Genomic DNA, 18,908 nt, shown 5'->3' with positions numbered 1-18,908 from the left:
GTTGCACGAACACCCAGCGCGTGGCCCGGTCGATGGCCACGAAGAGATAACGCCGGTTGCTCTCGTCGTGCATCTGCGGCAGGTACTTCACGTCCACGTGCACATACCCCGGCGCGTAGCTCTTGCAGGCCTTGTGGGTCTGCGCAGGTTCACGAGGCTTGAGTGCGTTGAGATTGCCCGCTCCATGGCGGCGCAGACACCGGTCCAGGCCCGAGCGTGAGACATCGGGGCAGAGGAACTCCCGGGTGACCGCCAGCAGGTCATCGAGCGGCAGCAGCAAGGTGCGCCGCAGGTGAACCACGATGACCTCCTGAGCTGGGGTGAGCACCGTCTGCAAGCGATGGGCGGTGTGGGGGCGGTCGCCGAAGACCTCGCGCTTCTTCCACTTGTAGACCGTCTGCTCGGTGATGCCGTAGCGCTGGGCCAGCACGGGGGCGGTCTCGCTGCTCGCGGCGATCTCCGCACGCACGGCGGGCGTGGTGCGGGCGTTCCTGTGCAGGGCGATCAGCATGCTTGGACCTCCGGAGGTGATTGCAGTGACTCTATCAATCCTCGCATCACCGCTCGGGCCATGAAGAGTGGATAGCGATTCTCGCTTATGCAATCATCCGGGATGCGACACCTACGACTCCCGCTCTCTGTACGACGGCCTCGTCGCGCACGGACTCATCATTCCGTCGGGCGAGCCCGGCGTGTTCGGCCGCAATGCGGTGTTCGAAGACGTGCTCGAACGCTTCGCCGCGCTGGTCGGCCGCACGGCGGCGGCCGACGGTGCCGAGAAGTTCACCTTCCCACCCACGCTGGCACGGCCGGTCTTCGAGCGCAGCGGCTACATGAAATCGTTCCCGCAGCTCGCCATGGGCGTGGTCAGCTTCTGCGGCTGCTCCCCGACCGAGCACGCCCGGCTCAACGAGCGCATCGCCGCCGGCCAGGCCTATGACGACCTGCTCCAGCCCACGGGCGTAGTGCTGATGCCGGCCGCATGCTACCCGGTGTATCCGAGTCTCGGCGGCCGGCTGCCGGCCGGCGGCCGCCTTGTGGACATGACGCACTGGGTGTTCCGCCACGAGCCGTCGGACGAGCCGACGCGCATGCAGGCCTTCCGCGTGCGCGAGTTCGTGCGGGCCGGCGCGCCCGCGGACGTGGTCGCCTGGCGCGACACCTGGCTCCAGCGCGGCCTGGACCTGCTGCGGACCCTGGGCCTGCCGGCCGAGGCCGAGGTGGCCTCCGATCCGTTCTTCGGCGGCGCCGGCCGCATGCTGGCGGCCAACCAGCGCGAGCAGAAGCTCAAGTTCGAGGTCGTGGTACCGGTGATCTCGGCCGAGAGCCCGACTGCGCTGTGCTCCTTCAACTACCACCAGGACTACTTCTCGAAGAGCTTAGACATCCTCCAGGCCGATGGAGAACCGGCCCACACCGCCTGCCTGGGCTTCGGCCTGGAGCGCGTGGCGATGGCTCTGTTCCGCCACCACGGCTTCGACCCGGCGCAGTGGCCCGGGGCGGTGCGCGCCCGACTCTGGACATGAGTTCCGCCCTGCCTGCCGGCACCGAGACGATAGACCACCATCGCCATCAGCCGGATCGATGCGGCGAAACAGCGGCCCAGCGACTTCCACAACGCCGGCCGCTTCACGCTCGACGGCGCGGGCTTCGCCGACCTGCTGCGCACCGAGGCGCAGCCCGGCATGCCGCTCCATGCCGAATTCGTGCCCACCGACCGGCTGCGCCGGGACGCGGCCCCGATGCTCGCGGCATGGTTCCCGGACGACATGGCCGGGCTGCAGGGCAAGGGCCTGCCACGCTGCCACGGGCATGCCTTTGCCACGCTGCACCGGTCGATCGCCAACTTCGCATTGGCATGCTGCGCGCGCCGCAGCCCACGGCCGTGTGGCTGGAGACCGGCGGCGCCTGCCGGACGCCGGCCCACATCGTCCGCCTCGCCGGCGCCGGGCGCCCGGTGCGCGACGCTCTGCTGCTGGCCTGCGACGCCGGCCGGAACATGCCACGCGTGGGCGGCACCATGGTCTACGAGACGGATGCCTTCAATGCGCTGTGCGACGGGTTGGGCATCCTGCGGTGGCAGGACTTCATGTTCGCCAGCATGGACTGCCCCGCCGACGGCGCGGCCTCCGTCGCCAGCGCCGATGGCGAGGCCCGGCAGTTCCTGCGCCGCACACAGCTGTCGCCGAGCCTCGCGGTGCTCTGCGGCAGCAGCGAGGTCGCGCAGCAGGCCGCCAGGGTCGGCGCCGACCCGGCCTGCTGGCGCAACGCCCTGTTCGCCGACGTCGGCAGCAGCGCGGTGCGCGGCGATGCGCTACTCGGCGGCTTCGCCGGCAGCACCTGCGCCTACCGCTTCGGCCCGGCCGGGCACGACGTGGCGCACGCGGCGCTCCGGGATGCCGGCGGCGGTGTCGCGCCGCTGGCCGAGGACTCCCACTTCCCGCTCGGCCTCGGCTTCACGGTGCAGCCGACCATCGGCCTGGAAGCTTCGCCGAAGCCTTTCGACAGCGATGGATCGGTCGCGGCGGCGGTGCGCAGCCGCGGCTTCGCCCAGGCCGTGCGCATCGAGGTGCCGGGTTGGCAAGCCGACACCAATTGCGTCCACCTCGCGCCCGGCGTCGAGTGCCGCGTGCGCATCGCCGCGCCGCGGCCTGCGGCATGACTGCGGCATCGCCCCAGCCCGTCGTCTTCGACCGCGACGGCCGCCACCTGCGCGGCTGGTACCACCCGCCGGCCGCCGACGAGAGCGGCCAGGTGCGCGACTGCGTCGTCGTGCTGGTGCCGCCGATCGGCTACGACGCCGTCTGCACCCACCGCCACTACCGCGCGCTGGCCCACCTGCTGGCCGCGCTGGGCTTCCCGGTGCTGCGCTACGACCACCACGGCACGGGCGATTCGTCCGGCAGCGAGGAAGATCCGCAGCGCATCCAGGCCTGGACCCATGGCGTGACCCGCGCGGTCGAATTCGCCCGCCGCGCCAGCGGCGGCGTGCATGCGGCGCTGTTCGGCGTGCGGCTCGGTGGCACCCTCGCGCTCTGGGGCTCGGCTGCCAACCCCGGCTTGGCCGACAGCGTCGTGGCCTGGGCGCCCTTCCCGTCCGGCCGCCACTACCTGCGCGAGATGCGGGCCCTGGGCCTGCAGCGCAAGGTGACCGGCGGCCGGCAGGTGCCGGCGCACAATGCGGGCGCCGACCTCGGCGAAGAGGCCGCCGGCTACCTGCTCACCGGCTCGACTATCGCCGCGCTGGGCAAGCTCGACCTGATGGCGCTGGAGGCGCCGCCCGCGCCCGCCGTGATGCTGCTCGACCGCGACGACATCCCCGTCGTCGAACGCCTCGCGCGGCACCTGGGCAGGCTCGGCGGCGCGCTGGAGCGCAGCGGCCTGGCCGGCTATGCCGCGATGATGCGCGATCCGTACGAGGCGGCCGTGCCGCACGCCGCATTGCAGGCGGCGGGCGACTGGCTGGCCGCGCGCCATCCGCGCCGCCGCGCGCCGCTGCCGCCCGGCCCGCTGGCCTCCCGGCTGGTGCAGCCGAGCAACGGCGGCGGCATCGAGGAGCTGCCGGTGCGCTTCGGCCGCCGCGGCAACCTGTTCGGCCTGCTGTCGCGCTCGATCGAGCCGCAGGCCGACCGGGCCCGTACCGGCGTGGTCTTCGTGAGCGTGGGCGCCAACCTGCACACGGGCCCCAACCGCATGTACGTGACGCAGGCGCGCGCGCTGTCGGGCCTGGGCTTCGTCACGCTGCGCATGGACATCGGCGGCATCGGCGAGAGCCCGCCCTCGCCGGGCCATGCGGACAACGAGGTCTATGCGGCGCATTCCATCGACGACGTGCGCGACGCCGCGGCCTGGCTGCGCGGCGGGCAGGGCGTCGAGCGCGTGGTGTTGGTGGGCCTGTGCTCCGGCGCCTACCTGGCCTTCCATGCGGCGCTGGCCGGCGGCGAAGCCTCGGGCATCGCCAGCCTGGTGCTGATCAACCAGCAGACCTACCACTGGCGGCCGGGTGATTCGCTGGCGGTGCGCTCACGCAAGGGCATACGTTCGCTCGGCTTCTACCGTAGCCGCCTGCGGGAGCGCGAGACCTGGCTGCGCATCCTCAGCGGCCAGGTCAACCTGCGGCTCATCGCCGGTGGCGTGGCCCGCGTGGTCGGCCGCCGGCTGGCGCGCCATGCGGCGGACATGTTCCGCCGCGCGCCCGCCCAGCCGCCGGCGCCCGGCGGCGCGGTGGACGTGCGCGCGGCCTTCGCCGGCCTGCTCAGGCGCGGCGTGCATGTGATGCTGATCTTCAGCGCCGACGACGGCGGCCTGGACGAGGTCGACACCCACCTCGGCCCCGGCGCGCGCCGGCTGCCGCGGTCGCCGCACTTCACCATCCAGATCGTCGACGGCGCCGACCACACGTTCACGCCGCACTGGTCGCAGCGCCGCCTGTGTGACATGCTGGCGCAGCACGTGATGCGGCTGTACGGCTGAGCCGCTATATACCCCCCCGCTTATCATCGTGCAACCCTCTTATCCAACGTATTCTTGATTCATACTCTCCTTCATGGGAAATGCCCTCCGGCTGCCGGCAGCGCGCGGCAAAGCGCCGTACAGTCCATGCACCCCCGTTGACCCGGCATTCCTGCCACAGCCCACCGACGCCCATGACGACGACTGCTGCCACCCCTTCCGCCGCTGCCGACCCCCTGCTCCGCGCCCGCTACGGCCGGTCCGATGCCGCACCGCTCGCGGCCCTCAATCCGGTGCTGGATAACCTGCTGGGCCACCGCTCGGTGCGCGCCTTCCTGCCCGATGCGCTGCCGGCCCATGCGCTCGAAACCCTGGTCGCGGCCGCCCAGTCCGCACCCTCCTCGTCCAACCTGCAGACCTGGAGCGTGGTCGCGGTCGAATCGCCGGAGGCCCGCGCCCGCCTGGTCGAGCTGACCGGCAACCAGAAGCACATCGCGCAGGCGCCGCTGTTCCTCGCCTGGCTCGCCGACCTGTCGCGCATCCAGCGCATTGCCGAGCGTGCGGGCCGCGAGGTCGCGGGCACCGCGTACCTCGAAGCCTTCCTGCTCGGCGCGATCGACGCCGCGCTGGCCGCGCAGAACGTGGTCGCCGCCGCGCCCTCGCTGGGCCTGGGTACCGTGTTCGCCGGCGCGCTGCGCAACCGGCCCGAGGAGGTGATCGAGCTGCTGGGCACGCCGCGCGGCGCGTTCCCGGTCTTCGGCCTCGTCGTCGGCGTGCCCGACCCGGCGCGGCCGGCCGACGTGAAGCCGCGCCTGCCACAGTCGGCCGTGCTGCACCGCGAGCGCTACCGCGTGCCCGCGACGAATGCCGAGGAGGTCGGCGACTACGACGCGGTGCTGCGCGCCTTCCAGGCCGAACAGGGCCTGCCGCAGCAGGACTGGACGACGCTCGTGGTCAACCGCCTGCAGGACGCGAAGGCGCTGCACGGCCGGGACCGGCTGGCCGAGGCGCTGCGCCATGCGGGCTTCCCGCTGAAGTGACGCGGGAAGAAGCCGCGACGGCCGTACCGCTTCTCTGGCACGTCAGCGACGATCCCGGCATCACGCGCTTCGAGCCGCGGCTGCCGCCCGGCCCCGGGGCCGCGGTGGCGCATCCGGTCGTCTGGGCAGTCGATGACGAGCACCTCGTCAACTACCTGTTCCCGCGCGACTGCCCGCGCATCGCCGTCCGGCGCAGCGCAGGCACGAGCGGCGAGGACACGCGGCGCTTCCTCTTCCCCGGCGAGGCCGGGGCCGTGCTCTTCATCGAGGCGCCGTGGTTCCAGCGCGCCGCCGCCGCGCCGCTGTGGCTCTACCGGATGCCTGCCGGGCCGTTCGCCTGCGCCGACGCCATCGCGGGCTACTTCGTGTCGCCGCGCACAGTCGTGCCGGACGGCGTGCGCCGCATCGACGCACCGCTGGCGGAACTGCTGGCGCGCGGCGCCGAACTGCGCGTCGTGCCCCGGCTGCGACCGGTGGCGGAGGCGGTCGCCGCATCCTCGCTGGACTTCTCCATCATCCGGCTGCGCAATGCGCTGGCCTGAGAGCGCGCGAACGGCCCGCCCCGTCATTCGGCCTCGATCTTCGACGCCTTGACCACCGCCGCCCAGCGCGCGAGGTCGGCCTTGACCTGCTCGCCGAGCTGCTGCGGCCCCTTGAAGTCGGCCGCCGCGCCTTGGCTTTCGGCCTTCTCGCGGAAGGCCGGCGTGGCGACCACCTTGGCGATGTCGGCGGCCAGTTTGTCGACCACCGGCTTCGGCGTGCCGGCCGGCGCGAACACGGCGAACCACGAGGTCGCATCCAGCTGCGGATAGCCGGCCTCGGCCGTGGTGGGAACGTCGGGCAGGCTCGGCAGGCGGGTCTTGCCGGTGACCGCCAGCACGCGCAGCTTGCCGGACTGGATGTGCGGCACGAAGGGCGGCGCGGTGCCGAAGGTCAGGTCCACTGGCCGCCGAGCAGGTCCTGCAAGGCGGGGCCGGTGCCCTTGTAGGGGATGTGGGCCATCTTCACGCCGGCCTGCTGCTCCAGCAGGGCGCCGGTGACGTGCTGGAGCGAGCCGTTGCCCGACGAGGCGTAGTTGAGCTTGCCCGGGTTGGCCTTGGCATAGGCGACGAGTTCGGCCAGGGTCCTGGCCGGCACGCCGTTGCGCACCACGATGATCTGCGGCGCCGAGATCACGTTGGCCACCGGAATCAGGTCCTTCTGCTCCCACGGCAGCGCCTTGCTGACGAACGGCGTAATCACGTGGTAGCCCGAGTACTGCATCAGCAGCGTGTAGCCGTCGGGCTCGGCGCGCTTGACGGCCACCGCGACGATGGCCCCGTTGCCGCCGCCGCGGTTGTCGGCCACGACCGGCTGGCCGATCACGCCGGCCAGCGGCTGGGCCAGCATGCGCACCGAAATGTCGGTGGTGCCGCCGGCGGCCGTGGGCACGATCAGCGTGATCGGCCGGTTCGGAAAGGCCGGCGGCTGGGCCTGTGCCAGCGGCAGGCCGCAGGCCAGCGCGGCGCAGGCGAGAAACGTCTTGCAGGTGAGGTTCATGCGGTGTCTCCTGATTGTCGGAACGGAAAAAGGTCAGCCGCGGGCCAGCGCCCGTTCGCGGATGGCGTCGAAGCCGGCCGGCGCCGGATGCAGGTCCAGCCGCCGGCCGGCCTTGGCGATCTGGCTGGGCACCTCGTGGCCCACCAGCGCGGGCAGGCGCCGGGCCGCGGCGATCAGGGCGCAGAGGTCCACGCCGGTGTCGTAGCCCATGAGTTCGAGCGCATGGACGATTTCCTCGGTGCAGACGTTGCCGCTCGCGCCCGGCGCGTACGGGCAGCCGCCCAGGCCGCCGAGGGAGGCGTCGAAACGGCTCGCGCCGGCCGCGATGGCGGCCAGCACGTTGGCCAGCCCCATGCCGCGCGTGTTGTGGAAGTGCAATGTTCCGGCTGGAGTATCCTCCTCCAGCGCTTGATATGCCTCCACCACAGCAGATACCTGGCTGGGGTATGCCATGCCCGTCGTGTCGCACAGCGTGATGCCCTGCACGCCCAGGTCGATGAAGCGGCGGGCCCAGTCGAGCACGGCGGCCAGCGGCACATCGCCTTCCATCGGGCAGCCGAACACGCAGGACCGCGACACGTTGACCGGCACGCCCTGCTGCCGCGCCAGCGCGACGACCTGCGCCAGCCCGGTGAAGGACTGCGCGCGTGTCATGCGCAGGTTGGCCAGGTTGTGGGTCTCGCTGACCGACATGACCAGATTGAACTCGTCGGCGCGGGCGTCGATGGCCCGCTCGGCACCGCGCACATTGGGCACCAGTGCGCTGTAGACGGTGCCGGGGCGGCGGTCGATCTCGCGCAGCACGATCTCGGCATCGCGCAGCGCCGGGATGGCTGTCGGCGAGGTGAAGGAGGTGACCTCGATCTTCGGCAGCCCGGCCGCACTCAGCGCGTTGACCAGCGCGATCTTGTCTTCGGTCGGCACGAACGTGGCCTCGTTCTGCAGGCCATCGCGGGCGCCGACCTCGAAGATCTGCAGGCGGCGGCGCGCGCCGTTCCACACGTCGCTGGCGCGGGCGGCCGCGTTCATGCAATCACTCCCTTTCCACGCAGCAATGCGATCTGCTGTGCCGTCAAACCAGCCTCGGCCAACACGGCGTCGGTGTCGTCGCCCAGACGCGGCGCGGACGAGCGCACCGTACCCGGCGTGGCCGACAGCTTGGGGCAGATGCCCGGCACCTCGACCGTGTAGCCGTCGCGCGTTTCCTGCTGCAGCAGCATGCCGCGGGCGCGGTAGTGCGGGTCCTCGTGGATGTCGCGGGCGGTGTAGATGCGGCCCGCGGGCACGCGCGCCGCGCCCAGCACGTCGAGCACTTCGGCCACGCCGCGCGCCGCGGTCCAGGCGCCGATGGCCGCGTCGATCTCCTCCACGCGCGCCACGCGCCCGGCGTTGCCGGCCAGGGCCGGATCGGCGCCCAGGTCGCTGCGGCCGATGGCGTCCATGAGCCGCCGAAAGATGCTGTCGCCGTTGCCCGCGACCAGCACCCAGCCATCGGCGCAGCGGTAGGCGTTGGACGGCGCGATGCCCGGCAGCGCGCTGCCCGCGGGCTCGCGCACCGCGCCGAAGGCGCTGTACTCGGGGACCAGGCTCTCCATCACGTTGAACACGGCCTCGTGCAGCGCCACGTCGATCACCTGGCCCTGGCCGCCATTCGCCGTGCGGTGGTGCAGCGCAGCGAGCACGCCGATCACGCCGTGCAGCGCCGCCAGCGTGTCGCCGATCGACACGCCCACGCGCACCGGCACACGGCCCGGCTCGGCCGTCAGGTGGCGCAGGCCGCCCATGGCCTCGCCGATCACGCCGAAGCCCGGCAGGTCGCGGTAGGGGCCGGTCTGGCCGTAGCCCGAGATGCGCAGCACGATCAGGCCCGGGTTGGCCCGGTGCAGTTCCTCGGGCGCGAGGCCCCAGGCTTCGAGCGTGCCGGGGCGGAAGTTCTCGATCAGCACGTCGGCATCGGCGATGAGCCTGCGCGCAATGTCCTGCGCCTCGCTCTGGCGCAGGTCGAGCGCCACCGAACGCTTGTTGCGCGACTGCACCTGCCACCAGACCGAGGTGCCGTCCTTGATGAGCCGCCAGGCGCGCAGCGGATCGCCGGCGCCCGGCGGCTCGATCTTGACGACCTCGGCGCCGAACTCGCCGAGCGTCTTGCCGGCGAAGGGCCCTGCGATCAGCTGGCCCATCTCGACCACACGCACGCCGGCAAGGGCCGACGGAGAAGAAGAAGAAGGTGAAGCAACGGTCATGGCCCGCATTCTTGCCAAGCCGCCAGGTCCCGTAAAACGCCGGTGCACGAGGCTGCCATGCCGGATCGCGACGGCAGGCGGCTACCATCGCGCCCAACCATGAAGCTTGACCCGATCTCCCTGCGCGTCTTCGTCGCCGTCATGGAAGAGGCCACCATCGCCGCAGCCGCCGCGCGCGAGCACATCGCGCCCTCGGCCGCGAGCCGCCGCCTGTCGGAGCTGGAGGACGCGCTCGGCACGCCGCTGTTCGCGCGCAGCAACAAGGGCGTGGCGCCCACCGCAGCCGCCCAGGCGCTGCTGCACCGCGCGCGCGGCGTGCTCCACGAGCTCGACGACATCGCCCTGCAGATGCGCGACTGGGGCAGCGGCACCCGCGGGCAAGTGCGTATCACGGCCAACATCTCGGCCATCACGCAGTTCCTGCCGGCGCAGCTGCAGTCCTTCCTCGCGGCGCACCCGCGCGTGGACGTGCGACTGCAGGAGCAGGTCAGCACCGCGATCGCCCGCTCGGTGGCGGAGAACGCAGCCGACGTCGGCATCCTCAACGACGGCCGCTACGGCGAGCGCCTGCGGCTGCTGCCCTGGCGCGAGGACGAACTCGTGCTGCTCGTGCCCGCGGGCCATGCGCTCGCGCGGCAGCGCTCGGTGCGCTTCGCCGATGCGCTGGCGCACGACGTGGTCGGCGTGCATCCGGGCAGCGCGATCAACAAGCTGCTGGTGCGGGCGGCGGCCGAGGCCGGGCTGCCGCTGTCGCTGCGCATGCAGGTCACGAGCTACGACGCGCTGTGCCTCATGGTGGCCGCGGGCCTCGGCGTGGGCGTGCTGCCGCGTGGCAGCGCCGCCCTCTACCGCGGCCCGCTCGCGCTGCGCACCGTGGCGCTGGCCGAGCCCTGGGCGCGGCGGCGCCTGGTGCTCTGCGTGCGCGAAGACCAGGCCCTCTCGCCCGCAGCCCAGCGGCTGGTGGACCACCTGCGCAGCCCCGCATGACATGACCGCCGTCGACATCTTCTGCCGCGTGATCGACAACTACGGCGACATCGGCGTCTGCTGGCGGCTCGCGGCCGACCTGGCCGCGCGCGGCCGTGCGGTGCGGCTGTGGACCGACGACGCATTCGCGCTGGCCTGGATGGCGCCGCGCGGCGCGCCGGGTGTCGCGGTGCTGCCGTGGCCGGCCGACGACGCACCGCCGCCGGCCGGCGGGCCGGGCGAACTCGTCATCGAAGCCTTCGGCTGCGAGCTGCCGGCCGGCTTCGCGGCCGGTATCACGGATACGAGCCGCTGGATCAATCTCGAATACCTGTCGGCTGAGCCGTATGTGGAGCGCTGCCACGGCCTGCCCTCGCCGGTGTTCAGCGGCCCGGCGGCCGGCTGCACCAAGCACTTTTTCTACCCCGGCTTCACGCCGCGCACCGGCGGCCTGCTGCGCGAGCCCGGCCTCGTTGCGCGGCAGGCCGCCTTCGACGCTGCGGCCTGGCGCGCCGCGCGCGGCCTGCCGGCACCGGGCGGCGATGCGCTGGTCGCCTCGCTGTTCTGCTACGAGCCGGCCGCGCTCGCCCCGCTGCTGGCACAGTGGGACGCCGGCGCGCAGCCGGTTCACCTGCTGGTCGCACCCGGCCGCGCCGCGGCCGCCGTCGCGGCGCTGCCTGCGCCGGAGGGCCGGCTGACGCTCCATGCCCGGCCCGCCGTGCCGCAGCCGGCCTTCGACGAGATGCTCTGGGCCTGCGACCTCAACTTCGTGCGCGGCGAGGATTCGCTGGTGCGCGCGCTCTGGGCCGGCCGGCCTTTCGTCTGGCACATCTACCCGCAGGACGACGCTGCCCACCACGCCAAGCTCGATGCCTTCCTCGGCTGGCTGCAGGCGCCGCCTGCGCTGCGCGCGCTGCACCATGCCTGGAACGGCGTGGTGCCTGCGGCCGGCGTCGCCGCCCCCGGCCGCTCGGACCTGGCCGGCTGGCGCGGGACGGCCGGCGCCGCGCGCGCGCGCGCCCTGGCGCAGGACGACCTGGCCACGCAGCTGCTCTCATTTCGGCCCGCGGCGAAAACGCAGTAAAATCAGGGGCTTTGCGCAGCGCGGGTGCCTGAAGACGCCGCTCTGCCTTCCAGGCCACCGGCCCCGCGGGTCACCACCGAAGGTGCCCGCGCTTGCCGATCCCGGTGCCGCCTCTCCTTCCAGGCAAGCTTCTCCAGGCTCTCATCCGTTATGAAAATCGCTCAAGAACTCCGTGCAGGCAACGTGATCATCCAGGGCAAGGACCCGATGGTCGTGCTCAAGACCGAATATGCCCGCGGCGGCCGCGGCGCCGCCACCGTGCGTCTCAAGCTCAAGAGCCTGCTGTCGAACTTCAATTCCGAAGTCGTGCTCAAGGCCGACGACAAGGTCGAGAACATCGTGCTCGACAAGAAGGAATGCACCTACTCGTACTTCGCCGACCCGCTGTACGTCTGGATGGACAGCGACTACAACCAGTACGAGATCGAATCCGAGAACATGGGCGACGCCCTGAACTACCTCAAAGACGGCCTGGCCGCCGAAGTGGTGTTCTACGAAGGCAAGGCCATCTCGGTCGAACTGCCCACCAGCGTGGTGCGCGAGATCACCTGGACCGAGCCGGCCGTCAAGGGCGACACCTCGGGCAAGGTGCTCAAGCCCGCCAAGATCGCGACCGACTTCGAAGTGGCCGTGCCGCTGTTCGTGGCCCAGGGCGACAAGATCGAGATCGACACCCGCACCGGCGAATACCGCAAGCGCGTCTGATACCGGCCGCTGCCGCATCCTGCACGAGGGCTCCGCAAGGAGCCCTTTTTTATTGCGCACCGGCCAGCGGCCGCCCCGTACTGCGCAATCACCAAGGGCCGGGCCAGGATGCTCCTCAAAGGCTCAGGGGCCGCCCGCACCCTCTCGACGAGCCGGAAATACATGTGCATGCAAATATATTGACGCCCGCATTCCATCTTTGTTAATATGCATGCGCATGCAATTAAATGGATGCCCGCATTTGGGTCCCGCACCAACTCGGCCACCTATGAAAGGAACACCATGAATTGGCTCTATCTGGGCATTGCCGTGATCTTCGAAATCGCGGTCGCCATCTCCGCAGGAAATGCGAAGGGCTTCACCCGCCTCGGGTGGACGGCCGCCACGCTGGTCAGCGGGGCGATCGCCACCTTCTTCCTCAGCGTCGCATTGCTGGCCTTCGACGTCGGCGTCGGCTATGCGATCTGGACATCCTGTGCAGGCGTCGGAGTGGCAGTACTGGGTGCCCTGTTTGTCGGCCAGCGGCTGAACTGGAAGAAGTCTGTCGGAATCGCCCTGGTGATCGGCGGCGTCGTCGGCCTTCGGCTCAGCGGCGCGGCGTGAAACGCACACGAGCCGCGCCTTGTCCAATCCTTTCCGATGCTGAAAAGGAAAAAGAAATGACGACAACAGGTGAAATGAACAAGCGCCACGGCGGTGCGTGGATCATGCTGCTGCTGGCCGGTGCGTTCGAGATCGGCTATGCGCTCAGCGTGGCGGGCAGCAAGGCGTTCACGGTGTTGAACTGGTCCATCGCCGCCACGGTGTTCTTCCTGCTGACGCTGTATGCCCTCAGCGTGGCGCTGCAAACCATTGATGTGGGTATCGGCTACGCCGTATGGGCAGGAATCGGGTCGGTAGGCGCCGCGGCCTTCGGCAGCGTGCTGCTGGATCAGCCGCTCACGCTGGCCCAAGCATTCTGGCTGGCCGTGATCATCGGCGGCGTCGTCTGGTTGAAGCTCGCCGACAGCGCCAGATGGCAAATCCACAAGAACAGCGGCTCTCTATGATCGCAGATGGTTTTGCCAAGCGTCGGACGGCGCATAGGAAAGGGGCCAATGAGACAATGGAGGCTCATTCTTCAAAAGTAGCGCATGCCGGCAATGTCAAAGAGAAGCGATGCATGGCTCAAAGTGGTCAAGGTCGCCTCCAATGTCGAGGCCGACCTCGGCAAGGTGCTGCAAGCACGCCATCGGCTGGGACTGTCGGAATACCGTGCGCTGGAGATCCTGGCGCGTTCGCAAAATTCCGAACTGCGCATGCAGGAGTTGGCCGCGCATCTGCTCTTGAATCAAAGTTCGGTCTCGCGGATGGTGGAACGCCTGGAGCGCGCCGGCCTGACCGTCCGCGACCTTTGCCCTGACGACAAGCGAGGGGTATATACGGTGCTGACCGAAGACGGACGCGTGCGGCTCGAAAGTGCGCAGCCCGACTACGAGAAGGCGCTCGAAGCGGCCCTGAAGGAGCATGGCGGCGAGAAGCTGCTGGCGACCCAGGGCGTGAATGCACGACAGGCCATGCGCTGATACTTTCGCAGGACAGACCGAGATCGTTCAGGGACGCGCCGCTGGCGGTACGCCGGCCTCAGTTGCCTTCGCGCTGCTCCAGCGCACTGCCGTTGCGCAGCACCCGCCCGTCGGCGCCGAAGACCACGGTGAACAGCATCTGCGTGTTCGGCGGATCGACCCAGCGCCAGTCCCACTCGGTCTCCTGCTTCAGCGCATAGGTCCGCATGCGGCGCGGCTTGCCGAGCAGGTGGCGCACGTCCTCCTGTGCCATGCCGGGTACCACCTTGGCAAAGTTGTGCGGCGCCAACACCTGGCGCAGCGCACTCATCTTCCCATCGGGGCCGATGGTGATCATGTAGTTCTGGTGGCCTTCGGGCTGGCGCGGGTATTCCAGCGTATGGCTGCCGCCGGCCTCGGGCCAGACGCGCTCGGGCTCGCCGAAGCGCGCGCGCACGTCGGCTTCGGTCGAGACGCCCTCTTCCAGCTCGCCGATGCGCTGCGGATCGCAGCCGGCCAGCAGGGCCGCCGCAGCCAGAGCCAGGGCCGTCCATGAGCGGGCGGCGGCGCGCCCGTTAAAATCCCGCGATTCCATGATGAGGCCCCAAGTCTAGCCATGTCGTTCTTCCGCCGCCCCGACTACCAATCCGACACCACGCAGTTCATCAACAAGCTCAAGGCCGACAATCCCGCGATCGAGGCGGGCCAGCAGGCCGGCCGCGCGCTGCTGTGGGACAAGGAAGTGGACCGCGCCGCCTGGGACGCCTACCGCCGCGCCCGCGTGGCGCAGAAGCCCTACGTCTACCAGACCGGCCCCGGAGGCGCGGCCGGCCAGGACTGAGGCCGGCCGCGCACTGCGCCCATGGCGCCGACGACGACCGCCCCGCTGCGCGGCGCCGACAACGAGGGCGGCAGCGCAGCCGCCGCCATGCCCGGGGCGGTCGACCAGGTGGCGCTGGCCCGCCTCTACGGCGAGCCGCTGTTCGCGCTGCCCAACGACCTCTACATACCGCCCGATGCGCTGGAGGTCTTCCTCGAAGCCTTCGAAGGCCCGCTGGACCTGCTGCTCTACCTCATCCGCAAGCAGAACTTCAACATCCTCGACATTCCGATGGCCGCCGTCACGCGGCAGTACCTCAGCTACGTCGATGAGATCCGCAGCCGCAACCTCGAACTCGCCGCCGAATACCTGCTCATGGCGGCGATGCTCATCGAGCTCAAGTCGCGCATGCTGCTGCCGCCCAGGAAGGCGGCCGACGGCGAGGAGGCCGAGGACCCGCGCGCCGAACTGGTGCGCCGCCTGCTCGAATACGAGCAGATCAAGCTCGCCGCCCAGCAGCTGGGCACGCTGCCGCAGTACGGCCGCGACTTCCTGCGCGCGCAGGTCGCCATCGAGCAGAGCCTGGCGCCGCGCTTCCCCGACGTGCACGTGGCCGACCTGCAGGAGGCCTGGCGCGACATCCTCAAGCGTGCCAAGCTGGTGCAGCACCACCGCATCACGCGCGAGGAACTCAGCGTGCGTGAGTACATGAGCATCGTGCTCAAGACGCTCCAGGGCCGCCGCTTCGTGGAATTCGAGGAGCTGTTCGAGCCCGAGAAGGGCTCGACCGTGCTGGTCGTGACCTTCATCGCGCTGCTGGAGCTGGCCAAGGAGACGCTCATCGAGATCACCCAGGCCGAAGCCTTCGCGCCGATCTACGTGCGCCTGGCGTTCACGCCTGCTTGAGTCCGCTGCCGTGCAGCGGCCGGCCGCGCACCATTGCCTCACCGACCGACAGAGACACACAAGAAAGAACCATGCATCGCACCCTCCTCAAAGGCAAGATCCACCGCGCCGTCGTCACCCACTGCGAGCTGCACTACGAAGGCTCCTGCGCCATCGACGAGGACCTGCTCGACGCGGCCGACATCATCGAGAACGAGCAGGTCCACATCTGGAACGTGGACAACGGCGAGCGCCTCGTCACCTACGCCATCCGCGGCGCGCGCGGCAGCGGCATGGTCTCGCTCAACGGCTCGGCTGCCCGCCGCGCCGCCGTGGGCGACCGGGTCATCATCGCAGCCTTCGCGCAGGTCGACGACGCCGAGGCCCGCGGCTTCGCGCCGAAGCTGGTGTTCGTCGACGAGCGCAACCGCAAGAACGGCCAGCGCGACCATATGCCCGTCCAGCAGGCCTGACGCCATGGCCGCCACCCCTTCCGCTGCGGGCGCCGCCTCGCCCTACGGCACGCTGCCGCCCGCGGCCGTGCCGGCCTCGCGCAAGCCGGTGAGCCTGCCGCGGCTGGCCGAGATGCGTGCGCGCGGCGAGAAGATCGCCATGCTGACCGCCTACGGCGCCACCTTCGCCGCACTGGCCGACGGCGCCGGCGTGGACTGCATCCTCGTCGGCGACTCGCTCGGCATGGTCTGCCAGGGCCTGCACACGACCGTGGGCGTCACGCTCGACGCGATGCGCTACCACACCGAGATCGTCGCGCGCGGCGTGCGCCGCGTGCAGGGCACGGCCTGGATCATCGGCGACCTGCCCTTCGGCAGCTACCACGAGTCGCGCGAACAGGCGCTGCGCAGCGCCGTGGTGCTGATGGAGGCCGGCGCCCACATGGTCAAGCTCGAAGGCGGCGGCTGGACGACCGAAACGGTGCGCTTCCTCGTGGAGCGCGGCATCCCGGTCTGCGGCCACCTGGGCCTCACGCCGCAGACGGTGCATGCGCTCGGCGGCTACCGCGTGCAGGGCCGCGGCGAACAGGCCGCCGCGCAGCTGAAGGAACAGGCCCGCGCGCTGGCCGGTGCGGGCGCCGCGCTGCTGGTGCTGGAGATGGTGCCGGCCGCGCTCGCCGCCGAGATCACGGCCGACCTGCCGCACTGCGCCACCCTCGGCATCGGCGCCGGCCGCGGCACCGCCGGGCAGGTGCTGGTGCTGCACGACATGCTCGGCATGAACCTCGGCCGCATGCCGCGCTTCGTCCACGACTTTCTCGACGGACAGGGCAGCATCGCCGCCGCCATGGCCGCCTACGTGCAGGCCGTCAAGGCCGGCAGCTTCCCCGACGACGCCATCCACGCCTGGTGACATTCATGCACATCGCCCGCACGCTCGACGATCTGCGCGCCACGCTCGACGCGCAGCCCGCCCGGCCGGTGCTCGTGCCCACGATGGGCAACCTGCACGGCGGCCACATCGCCCTGGTGCGCCAGGCCGTCGCGCTCGGCGGCCCGGTGGCCGCGAGCATCTTCGTCAACCGGCTGCAGTTTCTGCCGCACGAGGACTTCGACACCTATCCGCGCACCTTCGAGGCCGACTGCGCGAAGCTCGCCGACGCCGGCTGCGACGTGGTGTTCGCCCCGGCCGAGGCCGAGCTGTATCCCGAGCCCCAGACCTTCCGCGTGCAGCCCGACCCGGCGCTGGCCGACATCCTGGAAGGCCAGTTCCGCCCCGGCTTCTTCGGCGGCGTCTGCACCGTGGTGCTCAAGCTCTTCAACGCGGTGCAGCCGCGCGCGGCCGTGTTCGGCCAGAAGGACTACCAGCAGCTCGCCGTGATCCGCCGCATGGTGCGCCAGTTCGCGCTGCCCATCGAGATCGTGGCCGGCGCGACGCAGCGGGCCGACGACGGCCTGGCCCTGTCCTCGCGCAACGGCTACCTCAGCGATGCCGAACGGCAGGAGGCAGTGCAGCTGCCGCTCGCACTGCGACGCCTGAGCGGCGCGGTGCGCGCCGGCGGCACGGCCGGCCTGGCCGCGCTGGAGCGCGATGCCGAGGCGGCGCTGGCCGCGCGCGGCTGGCAGCCCGACTACCTGACCGTGCGCCGCCGCGGCGACCTGCTGCCGCCCGCGCCCGGCGACACTGCACCGCTGGTCGTGCTGGGCGCGGCGCGGCTCGGCGGCACGCGGCTGATCGACAACCTGGAAATCTAGCCTGCGCTACGCTCCGCACTTCCGTTTCCTCTCCCCTCTCTTCATGCAAGGACCGCCATGCCCCACCTGATCGTCGAATACACGCCCAACCTGGCCGGCTTCGCCGCCGACGACATCCTCGCGGCCCTCAACGACACGCTGATCGCCAGCGGCGAGATCGCCAACGAGACCGACCTCAAGGCCCGCGCCGTTCCCGTCGAGACCTTCCGCATCGGCAACCAGCCGGCCCAGCGCGCCTTCGTCCACGCGCAGCTGCGCCTGCTGGCCGGCCGCACGCCCGAGGCCAAGCGCGCGCTGTCCGACCGCATCGCTGCGGTGCTGCGCGAGCGCGTGCCGCGTCCGACCGGCGTGCTGGTGCAGCTCAGCGCCGAGATCGTGGACATGGACCGCGACGCGTACTCGAAAGAGAAGCTCCCCGCCGCCTGACCGATACCCCCGGCACGACAAGCCCGCAGCGCGCGCCCGCCGCGCGCCATGGCCACATACTCCCTGGTGCCATGCAGAACTTCGACATCGACCTGCTGCGCGCCTTCGTCGCCGTGGCCGACCACGGCACCTTCGGCGCCGCGGCGCGCCACCTGGGCCGCACCCAGTCGGCCGTCACCCAGCAGATGCAGCGGCTCGAAGCCCAGGTCGGGCAGCCGCTGTTCGAGCGCAGCGGCCGCGGCAAGCAGCTCACGGCCGCCGGCCGCCGCCTGCTGGGCTATGCGCGCGAGATCCTCGGCCTCAACGACGAGGCGGTGCGCGCCCTGGCCGACGAGGGCCTGAGCGGCTCGCTGCGCATCGGCTCGCCGCACGACATCGCCGACACGCTGCTGCCGCCGCTGCTGGGCCATATCGCGCGCGCCGCGCCGCGCCTGCGGCTGGACATCGAGGTCGGCCGCAGCCCCTTTCTGATGGAGGCCCTGCACCGCGGCGAACTGGACATGACCATCTCCACCCGCGAGGACCCGTCGCTCCAGGGCTTCGCGCTGCGCACCTCGCCCACGCTGTGGGTGGCGTCGTCGCAGTTCGTCTACGACCAGCGGCTGCCGCTGCCGCTGGTGCTGATCGACGAGCCCAGCATCTTCCGCCGGCTCGCGCTCGAAGCGCTCGAAGCCCACCGCATCCCGTGGCGGCAGGCCTACAGCTCGTCCAACCTGATCGGCGTGAAGGCCGCCGTGCGCGCCGGCCTCGGCGTGACCGCGCGCAGCATGGAGATGCTCGACGGCCAGCTGCGCGCGCTCGGCGCCCACGAGGGCCTGCCCGCGCTGCCCGATGTGACCTATTCGCTGTGGATCCGGCCCGGCGCGGCCAATCCAATGGCCCGGCAGGCCTTCGACCTGCTGTGCGCCCAGCAGCAGGGCTTCTCGCGCCAGTCGGCCGCGGCGCAACGGGGCTGAGCGATCACGGTTGCAGCAAATTCCATCACGGTCCTTGATGT

Annotated in this window: 21 protein-coding genes and 2 pseudogenes; 18 read left to right on the top strand and 5 right to left on the bottom strand. The window is 70.9% G+C overall.

What is annotated here, in order from left to right:
- Window positions 1-511, bottom strand: a pseudogene (locus GAK38_RS17260) (IS481 family transposase); the annotation flags it as partial.
- Window positions 512-578: 67 nt separating this feature from the next.
- On the opposite strand from GAK38_RS17260, the gene GAK38_RS17255 reads away from it, so the two are divergent.
- From GAK38_RS17255 to GAK38_RS17235, 5 genes are all read left to right on the top strand, one after another.
- Entirely contained in the window at window positions 579-1,526 is a 948-nt protein-coding gene (locus GAK38_RS17255) for an amino acid--[acyl-carrier-protein] ligase (protein WP_325346201.1), read from the top strand.
- Window positions 1,527-1,858: 332 nt separating this feature from the next.
- Complete coding sequence (locus GAK38_RS23990; protein ID WP_443089234.1) at window positions 1,859-2,662, top strand: hypothetical protein; 804 nt, start codon at window positions 1,859-1,861, stop codon at window positions 2,660-2,662.
- Window positions 2,659-4,473, top strand: coding sequence for an alpha/beta fold hydrolase (locus GAK38_RS17245; RefSeq protein WP_325346200.1), 1,815 nt, complete (start codon window positions 2,659-2,661; stop codon window positions 4,471-4,473). Before GAK38_RS23990 ends, GAK38_RS17245 begins: the two co-directional genes overlap by 4 nt.
- Window positions 4,474-4,646: 173 nt before the next feature.
- Window positions 4,647-5,492, top strand: a complete 846-nt coding sequence (locus GAK38_RS17240; RefSeq protein WP_325346199.1) for an NADPH-dependent oxidoreductase — start codon at window positions 4,647-4,649, stop codon at window positions 5,490-5,492.
- Window positions 5,489-6,034 (top strand): DUF6886 family protein, encoded by a 546-nt coding sequence (locus tag GAK38_RS17235; protein ID WP_325346198.1) that lies wholly within the window; start codon window positions 5,489-5,491, stop codon window positions 6,032-6,034. The genes GAK38_RS17240 and GAK38_RS17235 overlap by 4 nt, the downstream gene beginning before the upstream one ends.
- 23 nt (window positions 6,035-6,057) lie before the next feature.
- On the opposite strand, the pseudogene GAK38_RS17230 reads toward GAK38_RS17235, so the two are convergent.
- From GAK38_RS17230 to GAK38_RS17220, 3 genes and pseudogenes are all read right to left on the bottom strand, one after another.
- Window positions 6,058-7,031, bottom strand: a pseudogene (locus tag GAK38_RS17230) (Bug family tripartite tricarboxylate transporter substrate binding protein).
- 33 nt (window positions 7,032-7,064) lie between these two features.
- Window positions 7,065-8,060 (bottom strand): hydroxymethylglutaryl-CoA lyase, encoded by a 996-nt coding sequence (locus GAK38_RS17225; protein ID WP_325346197.1) that lies wholly within the window; start codon window positions 8,058-8,060, stop codon window positions 7,065-7,067.
- Window positions 8,057-9,274 (bottom strand): CaiB/BaiF CoA transferase family protein, encoded by a 1,218-nt coding sequence (locus GAK38_RS17220; protein WP_325346196.1) that lies wholly within the window; start codon window positions 9,272-9,274, stop codon window positions 8,057-8,059. Before GAK38_RS17220 ends, GAK38_RS17225 begins: the two co-directional genes overlap by 4 nt.
- Before the next feature lie 99 nt (window positions 9,275-9,373).
- On the opposite strand from GAK38_RS17220, the gene GAK38_RS17215 reads away from it, so the two are divergent.
- The 6 genes from GAK38_RS17215 to GAK38_RS17190 all read left to right on the top strand — a co-directional run bounded on the left by GAK38_RS17215 (window position 9,374) and on the right by GAK38_RS17190 (window position 13,594).
- Entirely contained in the window at window positions 9,374-10,261 is an 888-nt protein-coding gene (locus tag GAK38_RS17215; protein WP_325346195.1) for a LysR substrate-binding domain-containing protein, read from the top strand.
- A gap of 1 nt (window position 10,262) precedes the next feature.
- Window positions 10,263-11,324, top strand: a complete 1,062-nt coding sequence (earP, locus tag GAK38_RS17210; protein WP_325346194.1) for an elongation factor P maturation arginine rhamnosyltransferase EarP — start codon at window positions 10,263-10,265, stop codon at window positions 11,322-11,324.
- Between the two features lie 150 nt (window positions 11,325-11,474).
- Window positions 11,475-12,029: an elongation factor P gene (efp, locus tag GAK38_RS17205; RefSeq protein ID WP_325346193.1), complete on the top strand. Its 555-nt coding sequence runs from the start codon at window positions 11,475-11,477 to the stop codon at window positions 12,027-12,029.
- A 282-nt stretch (window positions 12,030-12,311) separates the two neighbouring features.
- Window positions 12,312-12,632: a DMT family transporter gene (locus GAK38_RS17200; protein ID WP_325346192.1), complete on the top strand. Its 321-nt coding sequence runs from the start codon at window positions 12,312-12,314 to the stop codon at window positions 12,630-12,632.
- 56 nt (window positions 12,633-12,688) lie between these two features.
- Window positions 12,689-13,078, top strand: a complete 390-nt coding sequence (locus GAK38_RS17195; RefSeq protein WP_325346191.1) for a DMT family transporter — start codon at window positions 12,689-12,691, stop codon at window positions 13,076-13,078.
- 123 nt (window positions 13,079-13,201) lie between these two features.
- Window positions 13,202-13,594, top strand: coding sequence for a MarR family winged helix-turn-helix transcriptional regulator (locus GAK38_RS17190; protein WP_325346190.1), 393 nt, complete (start codon window positions 13,202-13,204; stop codon window positions 13,592-13,594).
- A 58-nt stretch (window positions 13,595-13,652) separates the two neighbouring features.
- On the opposite strand, the gene GAK38_RS17185 is transcribed toward GAK38_RS17190, so the two are convergent.
- Complete coding sequence (locus GAK38_RS17185) at window positions 13,653-14,168, bottom strand: outer membrane protein assembly factor BamE (protein WP_325346189.1); 516 nt, start codon at window positions 14,166-14,168, stop codon at window positions 13,653-13,655.
- Window positions 14,169-14,189: 21 nt separating this feature from the next.
- Here GAK38_RS17185 and GAK38_RS17180 point away from each other — a divergent pair, with 21 nt between their 5' ends.
- The 7 genes from GAK38_RS17180 to GAK38_RS17150 all read left to right on the top strand — a co-directional run bounded on the left by GAK38_RS17180 (window position 14,190) and on the right by GAK38_RS17150 (window position 18,867).
- Entirely contained in the window at window positions 14,190-14,414 is a 225-nt protein-coding gene (locus GAK38_RS17180; protein WP_325346188.1) for a DUF3460 family protein, read from the top strand.
- An 87-nt stretch (window positions 14,415-14,501) separates the two neighbouring features.
- A complete protein-coding gene (locus GAK38_RS17175) occupies window positions 14,502-15,299 on the top strand; it encodes a segregation and condensation protein A (RefSeq protein ID WP_325346203.1) in 798 nt (265 codons plus the stop codon).
- A 71-nt stretch (window positions 15,300-15,370) separates the two neighbouring features.
- Window positions 15,371-15,751, top strand: coding sequence for an aspartate 1-decarboxylase (gene panD / locus GAK38_RS17170; protein WP_325346187.1), 381 nt, complete (start codon window positions 15,371-15,373; stop codon window positions 15,749-15,751).
- A 4-nt stretch (window positions 15,752-15,755) separates the two neighbouring features.
- Window positions 15,756-16,643, top strand: a complete 888-nt coding sequence (gene panB / locus GAK38_RS17165; RefSeq protein ID WP_325346186.1) for a 3-methyl-2-oxobutanoate hydroxymethyltransferase — start codon at window positions 15,756-15,758, stop codon at window positions 16,641-16,643.
- A gap of 5 nt (window positions 16,644-16,648) precedes the next feature.
- Complete coding sequence (gene panC / locus GAK38_RS17160) at window positions 16,649-17,485, top strand: pantoate--beta-alanine ligase (RefSeq protein ID WP_325346185.1); 837 nt, start codon at window positions 16,649-16,651, stop codon at window positions 17,483-17,485.
- 57 nt (window positions 17,486-17,542) lie between these two features.
- On the top strand, window positions 17,543-17,911 hold the full coding sequence (locus tag GAK38_RS17155) for a 5-carboxymethyl-2-hydroxymuconate Delta-isomerase (protein ID WP_325346184.1): 369 nt from the start codon (window positions 17,543-17,545) through the stop codon (window positions 17,909-17,911).
- Between the two features lie 71 nt (window positions 17,912-17,982).
- The gene (locus GAK38_RS17150) at window positions 17,983-18,867 is read left to right on the top strand and encodes a LysR substrate-binding domain-containing protein (RefSeq protein WP_325346182.1); all 885 of its coding nucleotides are present in this window, start codon (window positions 17,983-17,985) and stop codon (window positions 18,865-18,867) included.
- The last annotated feature ends 41 nt before the right edge of the window (window positions 18,868-18,908 follow it).

This window comes from Xylophilus sp., assembly GCA_009914555.1.
Taxonomy (GTDB): Bacteria; Pseudomonadota; Gammaproteobacteria; order Burkholderiales; family Burkholderiaceae_C; genus WNDY01.
This window is presented reverse-complemented; position numbering and strand designations above follow the sequence as displayed.

Bases quoted from the DNA above. Each gene is read 5' to 3' on its own strand.
- panC (WP_325346185.1), top strand. From the start codon at position 16,649: ATGCACATCGCCCGCACGCTCGACGATCTGCGCGCCACGCTCGACGCG.
- GAK38_RS17200 (WP_325346192.1), top strand. From the start codon at position 12,312: ATGAATTGGCTCTATCTGGGCATTGCCGTGATCTTCGAAATCGCGGTC.
- earP (WP_325346194.1), top strand. From the start codon at position 10,263: ATGACCGCCGTCGACATCTTCTGCCGCGTGATCGACAACTACGGCGAC.
- GAK38_RS17245 (WP_325346200.1), top strand. From the start codon at position 2,659: ATGACTGCGGCATCGCCCCAGCCCGTCGTCTTCGACCGCGACGGCCGC.
- panD (WP_325346187.1), top strand. From the start codon at position 15,371: ATGCATCGCACCCTCCTCAAAGGCAAGATCCACCGCGCCGTCGTCACC.
- GAK38_RS17180 (WP_325346188.1), top strand. From the start codon at position 14,190: ATGTCGTTCTTCCGCCGCCCCGACTACCAATCCGACACCACGCAGTTC.
- GAK38_RS17175 (WP_325346203.1), top strand. From the start codon at position 14,502: ATGCCCGGGGCGGTCGACCAGGTGGCGCTGGCCCGCCTCTACGGCGAG.
- efp (WP_325346193.1), top strand. From the start codon at position 11,475: ATGAAAATCGCTCAAGAACTCCGTGCAGGCAACGTGATCATCCAGGGC.
- GAK38_RS17155 (WP_325346184.1), top strand. From the start codon at position 17,543: ATGCCCCACCTGATCGTCGAATACACGCCCAACCTGGCCGGCTTCGCC.
- GAK38_RS17225 (WP_325346197.1), bottom strand. From the start codon at position 8,060: ATGAACGCGGCCGCCCGCGCCAGCGACGTGTGGAACGGCGCGCGCCGC.
- panB (WP_325346186.1), top strand. From the start codon at position 15,756: ATGGCCGCCACCCCTTCCGCTGCGGGCGCCGCCTCGCCCTACGGCACG.
- GAK38_RS17150 (WP_325346182.1), top strand. From the start codon at position 17,983: ATGCAGAACTTCGACATCGACCTGCTGCGCGCCTTCGTCGCCGTGGCC.
- GAK38_RS17185 (WP_325346189.1), bottom strand. From the start codon at position 14,168: ATGGAATCGCGGGATTTTAACGGGCGCGCCGCCGCCCGCTCATGGACG.
- GAK38_RS17195 (WP_325346191.1), top strand. From the start codon at position 12,689: ATGACGACAACAGGTGAAATGAACAAGCGCCACGGCGGTGCGTGGATC.
- GAK38_RS17220 (WP_325346196.1), bottom strand. From the start codon at position 9,274: ATGACCGTTGCTTCACCTTCTTCTTCTTCTCCGTCGGCCCTTGCCGGC.
- GAK38_RS17240 (WP_325346199.1), top strand. From the start codon at position 4,647: ATGACGACGACTGCTGCCACCCCTTCCGCCGCTGCCGACCCCCTGCTC.
- GAK38_RS17215 (WP_325346195.1), top strand. From the start codon at position 9,374: ATGAAGCTTGACCCGATCTCCCTGCGCGTCTTCGTCGCCGTCATGGAA.
- GAK38_RS23990 (WP_443089234.1), top strand. From the start codon at position 1,859: ATGCTGCGCGCGCCGCAGCCCACGGCCGTGTGGCTGGAGACCGGCGGC.